We start from the raw sequence: 7,890 nt of genomic DNA, 5'->3' as shown, positions 1-7,890 counted from the left end.
TCACGAAATTCTGATGTATAGCGATTTGATTTTTTCATAGTTCCAGTTTCTCAAGTTATTGAGTCTCTGGCAAACACGGGGCGATTCAGAGCAAGGTTTTCAAAACTCATGCCTTTATTAAGCGCACTTCTAAATTTGGCGAGGCGATTATCTAACTCGATATCTAGTCCTTTACAGCTCAACGATAGTTTAGCTGTAAAGTCACATAGAACATCTACTTGATGTTTACGAGCACTCTCAACAGCCATACGCGCATCAATTGCTTGTTTTAGCTTTTTATCTGTTGCGTTAGATCTTTGTGACACCTAAGCATACCGCCATCAAATTAATTTCATTATCTTCAGTTTACAACAAATTTTTATTATGTGTAGTTATCTAGTAAAAAACTTAGAAATTTTAATAAGCTACTACTTATAAACTCGTATATAGGGTCATTTATCGTATTTAATTCACTTTTAAATAGGGGCTTGTTAGTCTTGTAAGCAGTTAAGTTTCTACTAAGAGTCTCTATGAAAAAGTTATTAGCCCTTTCAATTTTAGCTGCATGTTCAGCGCCTGTATTTGCCGATGTAAATTATTCTTTAGAAATCTCGCAACCACAGCATCATTTAGGTGATGTAAGTGTTGAGTTTCCAAAAACAGCGCAAGCACACCTTGATATAAAACTTCCTGCGTGGCGCACGGGTCGCTACGAAATGTTAAATCTTGCAAATGGCATTCGCTACTTCAAAGCCAAAGATGAAGATGGCAAAGAACTAAAATGGGAAAAAATAGATCACAGTACATGGCGTGTACATCTTAATGAACCTACAGAAGTAAATGTTGACTACCAGGTGTATGCAAATGAGCTTGGTAAACGTGCTCGCCACATTGACGACAGCCATGCATTTATAGATGCGTCAGGCTTTTTTATGTTTAGTGAATCATTTCGCCAAGAGCCTGTAACCGTTAATTTAGACGTGCCTAAAAAGTGGCGTTCTGTATCGGGTATGAATAATTTAAAAGGCAAAAATTCATTTAAAGCAGCCGATTACGATGTACTTGTTGATTCACCAATCGAAACGGGTATTAACCAACTACACACATTTGAAGTAGAAGGGCGTGAATACGAGTTAGTTATATGGGGCGATGGTAACTACGATGTAGAGCTAATGCTTACCGATCTTAAAAAATTAGTTGCCACGGGTAATGTAATTTGGGATGGCTATCCGTATGAGCGTTATGTATTTATGGTGCATGCAACATCAGGAGCTGGTGGTGCAACAGAGCATTTAAACTCAACAATTATTCAACGACCACGTGACCGATTTGGTAGCCGCGAAGATTACTTAGGTTTTATTAGCACCGCTGCGCATGAGTTTGTTCATACATGGAATGTTAAAGCATATCGCCCTCAAGGTTTAGTGCCATACGATTACACTAATATGAACTATTCAAAACTGCTGTGGATTGCAGAAGGTTCAACAAGTTACTTTGAAGATCATTTATTAGTGCGCTCAGGCATTCAAACAACAGATGAATTTTTTAAAGTAATGAGTAAAACCATTAACCGTCATTTGCAAACACCGGGCCGTGAAGTGCAAAGCGCAAGCGAAACAAGCTTTGATAAATGGATTAATCAAGGTGGCGATCACGCACGTAACTACAGCACCAATATTTATTCAGAAGGTTCGTTACTTTCACTTGCTTTAGATATTGACTTACTAGAAAAAAGCCAAGGTAAAATAAGCTATCGCGACGTGCACAAAGCACTTTATAACAATCATAAAATGCCCGCTGGATTTACAGATACAGATGTACTTAATATCTTAAAAGATTTAACAGGACGTGATTATTCAAGCTGGTGGCAAGAAAATGTAGAGTCGCCTGCAAGTATTAACTTTGACGATTTACTTACTAAAGTAGGTTTAAAGTTTGAGCGTCCTGAAAAAGCAAAAACACTTGCAAGTATTGATGCTACCGCCAAAAATACAGGTGAATTACTGACGTTAAGTTATGTACGCCGTGGTGGCAGTGCGTGGAAAGCGGGTTTAACTACCGATGATAAAATTGTCGCTATAAACAAACATCACGTAGGTAAAGATTTAAAAACTAGCCTAGAAACGTTTAAGGCAGGCGACAAAGTAACCGTTGACTATCTTCGTCGCGATGCACTTGAAAGCTTAACATTAGTATTATCAGAAGATTTCGATAAGCCTAAAAAAGTAGTTGCTGATAAAGAGGCAACGCCACAGCAAAAAGCACTATTCAAAGCATGGATTGGCGTGGAACATCCAAATGATGTGACAAAAAAATAAATTCAGTTTTTATAGAGTTTAAATACAGTTAACAATTATTAAAAAAGAGCTTCGGCTCTTTTTTTGTTTTTTATAATGGCGTATATAATGTACATGGAAATTTAATATTAAAATTAAATTATTATTTGGTGTTTTTTATTACTAAATAAAATTACTTATGGATATAGCCTCAAAATGAAATTAGACGACGTTGCTTCAGACTTAACCAACTAATTTGTAATTAACGACTATTTGCACCAGTTATTTGATGCGGTAAATGTAATTTCTGTTCAAGGTTATGACAATGAGCGTCGTGTTATTTATGGGAATGAAGGCAGTGTGCGACTTTACGGATACACCAAAGAAGAGGCCATAGGGCAAAAAATAGAAGACCTTATAATTCCAGAATCAATGTGTGAATTTGTAATTGACGCACACAGTGATTGGGTAGAAAAAGACATAGAAATTCCAGCATCCGAAATTACCCTAAAAGGTAAAAATGGCGAAAGTGTATCTGTTTTTTCTAGCCATGTTATGTTTACAAATCAATATAATACAAAACAAATGTATTGCATTGATATTGACTTATCTGAGGTTAAAAAGGCACAAGCAGATGCATCATTTAATGAGGATATGCTAAAAACTATTTTTGAGGCAATTCCTGACTTATTTTTCTTGATGGAAAATGATGGAACTATTATTGAGTATCATGCCAGTAATGAGACCGATCTCTACACCAAGCCAAAGCAATTTATTGGTAAAAAAATGGGTGATGTACTCCCGCGCGCTGTAGCCAAAAAATTTGAAACCTATATCAGCCTCGTATTAGAAAAAGAGCAGATGATGAGCTTTAAATATGAGCTAGCTTTACCCCATGGGCTCGTTTTTTTTGAAGCAAGAATAAATAAAATAACAGAACATAACCAGTTAATGGTTATTATTCGAGATATTACAGAACAGCATAAATCAGATGAACTAATTAGACATCAAGCGTATTACGATAGTCTAACTTTACTCCCTAATCGTTTTTTAGCACTTGATCGTTTGTCGCAATTGCTTATTGAAGTACAAAGAAATAACGAGAAAGCTGCGGTACTGTTTTTGGATTTAGATGACTTTAAAAAAATAAATGACTCTTTAGGCCATGAAACAGGAGACAAACTTTTAATTGAATCAGCGCAAAGGCTACAAGAGGCACTGCGAAAAGACGATACGTTAGGGCGCCTAGGTGGGGATGAGTTTATCGTATTACTACGAGGTATAACTGATCACCATTCTGCTTTAAAAATTACTGAAAAACTGGTCAATAACTTTAGAGCCCCTTTTAAAATTGAGGGCCGAGAACACATACTTACAGCGAGTATTGGTGTAGCCATATACCCAGAAAATGGTAATACAGTAGCTGATTTATTACGAAACGCTGACACTGCAATGTATCAAGCAAAATCATATGGCCGTAATACTTATTCATTTTTTACTAAAAAAATGAATGTAATTATTCAGCGCCGACTAGTAATAGAAGAGCAGATGCGTGGCGCCCTTGAGCGTAATGAATTTGAGTTATTCTACCAGCCCCAATTTGACGCCAAAAATAAACACATCATTGGTGCAGAAGCGTTATTACGCTGGCATAACCCTGTGCTAGGTAATGTAACACCCGATGAGTTTATACCTATTGCCGAAAATACAGGATTAATTGTACCTATTGGCAAGTTTGTAATTAGCCAAGCATTACACTTTTTAAACACATGGCAAAGTACCTGTAAACGTCAACAAAAATATACAATGGCTGTTAACTTATCTCCTCGCCAATTTAGAGACGTAGGGCTGCTCAGTTTTATTCAAAACTCATTGAGTGAAGCAAACGTAAACCCCGAAAGTTTAGAGCTTGAAATAACTGAAGGTGTATTGATGAGTTGCCACACTAATGTTGTTGATATACTGACTGAAATTACTGCATTAGGCATTAACTTATCAATGGATGACTTTGGTACAGGTTATTCATCATTAAGTTATTTGAGGGAGTATCCGTTTAATGTACTCAAAATAGATAGAAGTTTTATTGACGGTATTGTACTAAACAATGAAGATTGTAATCTCGTAAAGGCAATTATTGCCATTTCGCACAGTTTAGGGCTGACAGTGGTAGCCGAAGGCGTAGAAACAAAAGAGCAGCTTACTTTATTGAACGAATTAGGCTGTGATTTTATGCAAGGTTTTTAGTTTAGTAAACCCATACCAGCAAAACAGTTTCTTGATTTTTCGATGAATTTTGATAAAAAGTAAGATTAAACACTCGATTGTAACAATTCATTGCACGGCTATTGACCTCATTAGCTACTGACGAGTAACCTGTTATAGAAACAAATAAAAAGGATTCTATAATGCGTTTAAAACCTCTTGTAGCTACATTAGCAGCCACATTTTCTTTATCACTTTCAAGTAGTGCCATAGCCGACGAAGGCATGTGGCAACCACACCAACTTCCAGAGTTAGAATCAATTTTAAAAGCCAAAGGGCTTGAAATTGATGTTGAATCTATTTCTAAATTAACCGAATTCCCAATGAATGCGGTAATTAGCCTAGGTGGTTGTACAGCATCGTTTGTATCGCCTAAAGGTTTAGTTGTGTCAAACCATCACTGTGTTTATGGCTCGGTACAATACAACTCAACGCCTGAAAACAATATTTTAGAAAATGGCTTTTTAGCTAAAAGTCCTACAGAAGATTTACCTGCAGCGCCGGGCTCACGCGTCTACGTAACAAAAACGGTTACCAACGTAACAGATGAAGTAATTAAAGGTACTAACGAGTTAACAGCAAAAGCACGCTACGACGCACTCGAAAAAAATGAAAAAGCGCTAGTAGCCCAGTGTGAAGCCGACGAAAGCTATCGTTGTAATGTGTATTCGTTTCATGGTGGTTTAGAGTTTTACCTAATTAAGTCACTTGAAATTAAAGACGTACGCTTATCTTATGCACCGGCAATGGGCGTAGGTAAATACGGCGGCGATATAGATAACTGGATGTGGCCGCGCCACACAGGCGACTTTGGTTTTTACCGCGCTTATGTAGGCAAAGATGGAAAACCTGCAGAGTACAGCGAAGACAACGTACCCTACGTACCTGACTCTTACCTAAAAGTAAGTGCCAAAGGCGTGCAAGAAGGCGACTTTGTAATGGTTACAGGCTACCCAGGGCGTACTAACCGCTACCGTATAGCAACAGAGGTGGATAGCGTATTTAACGACAGTTACCCTAAAGCACGCGTTCATAACTCAAAATACGTGTCGCTTATTGAAGAAAATTCAGAAGACGGCAGTAAAGCGCGTATTGCTTACGAAAGCACCATTGCAGGTTATAACAACTATATTAAAAACTATGGTTCGATGATCGAAAGCTTCAAAAAAGGCACTATGCTTGAGCGCAAAAAACAGTTTGAGCAAGAGTTAACACAATGGATCAATAGTGATGGTGAGCGTAAAGAACAATACGGAAGCGTATTAGGTGAGCTATCTGAGCTAATTGCACAATCACAAGAGCACAGTGAACGCGACCGTATGTTAGGTTATGTACACCGCTCACAAATGATCAGCACAGCACGACGTTTATACCGTTTAGCTTATGAAAAACAAAAGCCGAATAGCGAACGCGAATCTGGTTATCAAGAACGTGACTTACCTCGCATTAAAGCAGGGCTTGAGCGCATGACGCGCCGTTATGATAGCAAAGTAGACAAAGCTATTTTACTGCACTTTTTAGAACTGTATGCAGCACTTCCAAAAGAAGAGCGTTTTAGCGACGTTGATAACGTATTTAAAGTACAAAATGGGTTTGATAAAGCAACCCAAAGCGCGTTACTTGATAGCATGTATGAGCAGTCAAGACTCGATAATGCCACTGTTCGCAATTCATTATTTGAGCAATCGTTTAGCCAGCTAAATCAAAGCCAAGACCCATTTGTGCAGTACGCTAAAGCAATCTTTAAAGTAATGAAAGCTGAGGAAGATAAATCAAAAGCACTTGCAGGTAAATTACAAGCAGCTCGCCCAGAGTTAATGAGCGCAATAATTGCGTTTAACAAAGCTAAAAACAAACCTGTATACGCCGATGCCAACAGCACCCTACGAGTAACCTATGGCACTGTAGGTGGCTATTCACCTCAAGATGGCTTGGTAGCAACACCGTTTACATCGCTTGAAGGATTACTTGCTAAAAACACCGATGTTGACCCATTTAATGCACCTAAAAAGTTACAAGAGCAAATTAAAGCCAAGCTTTACGGTGATTACACGGGTGGCATGAATACAGTACCCGTTAACTTTTTATCAAATGTAGACACTACCGGTGGTAACTCAGGTTCGCCAACACTTAACGGTAAAGCAGAGCTTGTAGGCTTACTGTTCGACGGTGTTTACGAAAGTATTATTGGTGACTGGGATTACAACCCTGAGCTTAATCGCTCAATCCACGTTGATTCACGCTACATGCTGTGGGTAATGGATAAAGTAGATAATGCACAAAACTTGTTAGAGGAAATGACAATCGTAAAATAAGTAATTGGTGAGATAAGAGAAGGGCGCTTACCGTAAAGGAAGCGCCTTTTTTGTTGATGTTTGATTCGTTTATGACTGCTAAGTGCCATGATCGGATAATCGAAACCTTAGTCGCTTGTTATATTTAAATTTTACGCTCAAAGGCTAGATATAAAGTTGCAAATAAAAAACCACTAAAGCCTTTTTCCATTTTTGATAACACCCACCCATCTCTTGCCAACTCGTTTGCTTTAGCGTTTGCTCTATTTAACATACCACCTGTAGCCCAGATTTGAGAAACTGCAATAAACTTATACTCCATGTAACACTCCTTTAAATATAAATGCTTTATCAGAGGACTCTTTCTCTATTTTTAAGCGAAAACGTCCTTATTTTATTAGCTTCTATTAATAGCAAAAAGCATAAGTTATTGCTAGCTATATATATTATGCATATGATGGGTTATTTGAACATATAAAAAAGGTGGAAGTAGTCATTAATTAATTACTCACTCAATGACTGATTCTCGCTCACAGCAGGCTTCAGCAAAGTGCGACTTGCTGTCATTTAAATAGAAATTAGCAAAGGCGACCTCATTTTCTTACCTTTTTGTTGATGTTTGATTCGTATATTTATGGCTGCTAAGTGCCAGTGTAGGTCAGATAAGCGAAGCGCCATCCGACATAGTAAAATACCTTGCCAATTATTATCAACATTTTATGTTGTTGTGTGGCGGGAGAGTGCCAATTGAGGACATTAAGATGTAACTCGTTTCTGCCCCAAAACGTGTTTAGACAAATACGTCTAAAGAACGAAGAACGAACAACGGACATCTACTCTCTTGCAAATCTTGGTAGTGCTTTCCTAATCTAATCCAAGCCTTTTTAGTCGTACTTCGTTTAGCTTGGACTCCTGCGCGATCTTCTTCAAAGCCGATTTGGCATTTGATTCAGCATGTTCACCAGATGACTGTTTTAATAATTTTCTCCAGGGTTCTCCGCTTTCTTCTTTAAAGAAATCATAGAAATCTGACTCCGTGATTTGAGACATTCTTGACTGATCTTCTTCACTAGCGTCAT

Annotated in this window: 4 protein-coding genes and 2 pseudogenes; 3 read left to right on the top strand and 3 right to left on the bottom strand. The window is 37.9% G+C overall.

Going from position 1 to position 7,890, the window contains the following annotated elements:
- Nucleotides 1–92: 92 nt before the first annotated feature.
- Nucleotides 93–305, bottom strand: a pseudogene (locus GQR47_RS12925) (GGDEF domain-containing protein); the annotation flags it as partial.
- Between the two features lie 204 nt (nucleotides 306–509).
- Here GQR47_RS12925 and GQR47_RS12920 point away from each other — a divergent pair.
- From GQR47_RS12920 to GQR47_RS12910, 3 genes and pseudogenes are all read left to right on the top strand, one after another.
- Nucleotides 510–2,297: a PDZ domain-containing protein gene (locus tag GQR47_RS12920; RefSeq protein WP_024596933.1), complete on the top strand. Its 1,788-nt coding sequence runs from the start codon at nucleotides 510–512 to the stop codon at nucleotides 2,295–2,297.
- 219 nt (nucleotides 2,298–2,516) lie between these two features.
- A pseudogene (locus GQR47_RS12915) lies at nucleotides 2,517–4,496 on the top strand (EAL domain-containing protein); the annotation flags it as partial.
- Nucleotides 4,497–4,660: 164 nt separating this feature from the next.
- Complete coding sequence (locus GQR47_RS12910; protein WP_165723897.1) at nucleotides 4,661–6,832, top strand: S46 family peptidase; 2,172 nt, start codon at nucleotides 4,661–4,663, stop codon at nucleotides 6,830–6,832.
- Between the two features lie 124 nt (nucleotides 6,833–6,956).
- On the opposite strand, the gene GQR47_RS12905 is transcribed toward GQR47_RS12910, so the two are convergent.
- Both GQR47_RS12905 and GQR47_RS12900 read right to left on the bottom strand, forming a co-directional pair.
- On the bottom strand, nucleotides 6,957–7,133 hold the full coding sequence (locus GQR47_RS12905) for a hypothetical protein (RefSeq protein ID WP_165722958.1): 177 nt from the start codon (nucleotides 7,131–7,133) through the stop codon (nucleotides 6,957–6,959).
- Nucleotides 7,134–7,675: 542 nt separating this feature from the next.
- Nucleotides 7,676–7,890, bottom strand: a 215-nt coding sequence (locus GQR47_RS12900; protein ID WP_206016111.1) for a hypothetical protein, incomplete at its 5' end; no start/stop codon positions are given.

The organism is Pseudoalteromonas sp. Z1A2 (genome assembly GCF_011378755.1).
GTDB classification, from domain to species: domain Bacteria; phylum Pseudomonadota; class Gammaproteobacteria; order Enterobacterales; family Alteromonadaceae; genus Pseudoalteromonas; species Pseudoalteromonas distincta.
The sequence above is the reverse complement of the archived record's forward strand: the minus strand, read 5'-3'. Positions and strand labels throughout refer to the sequence as shown.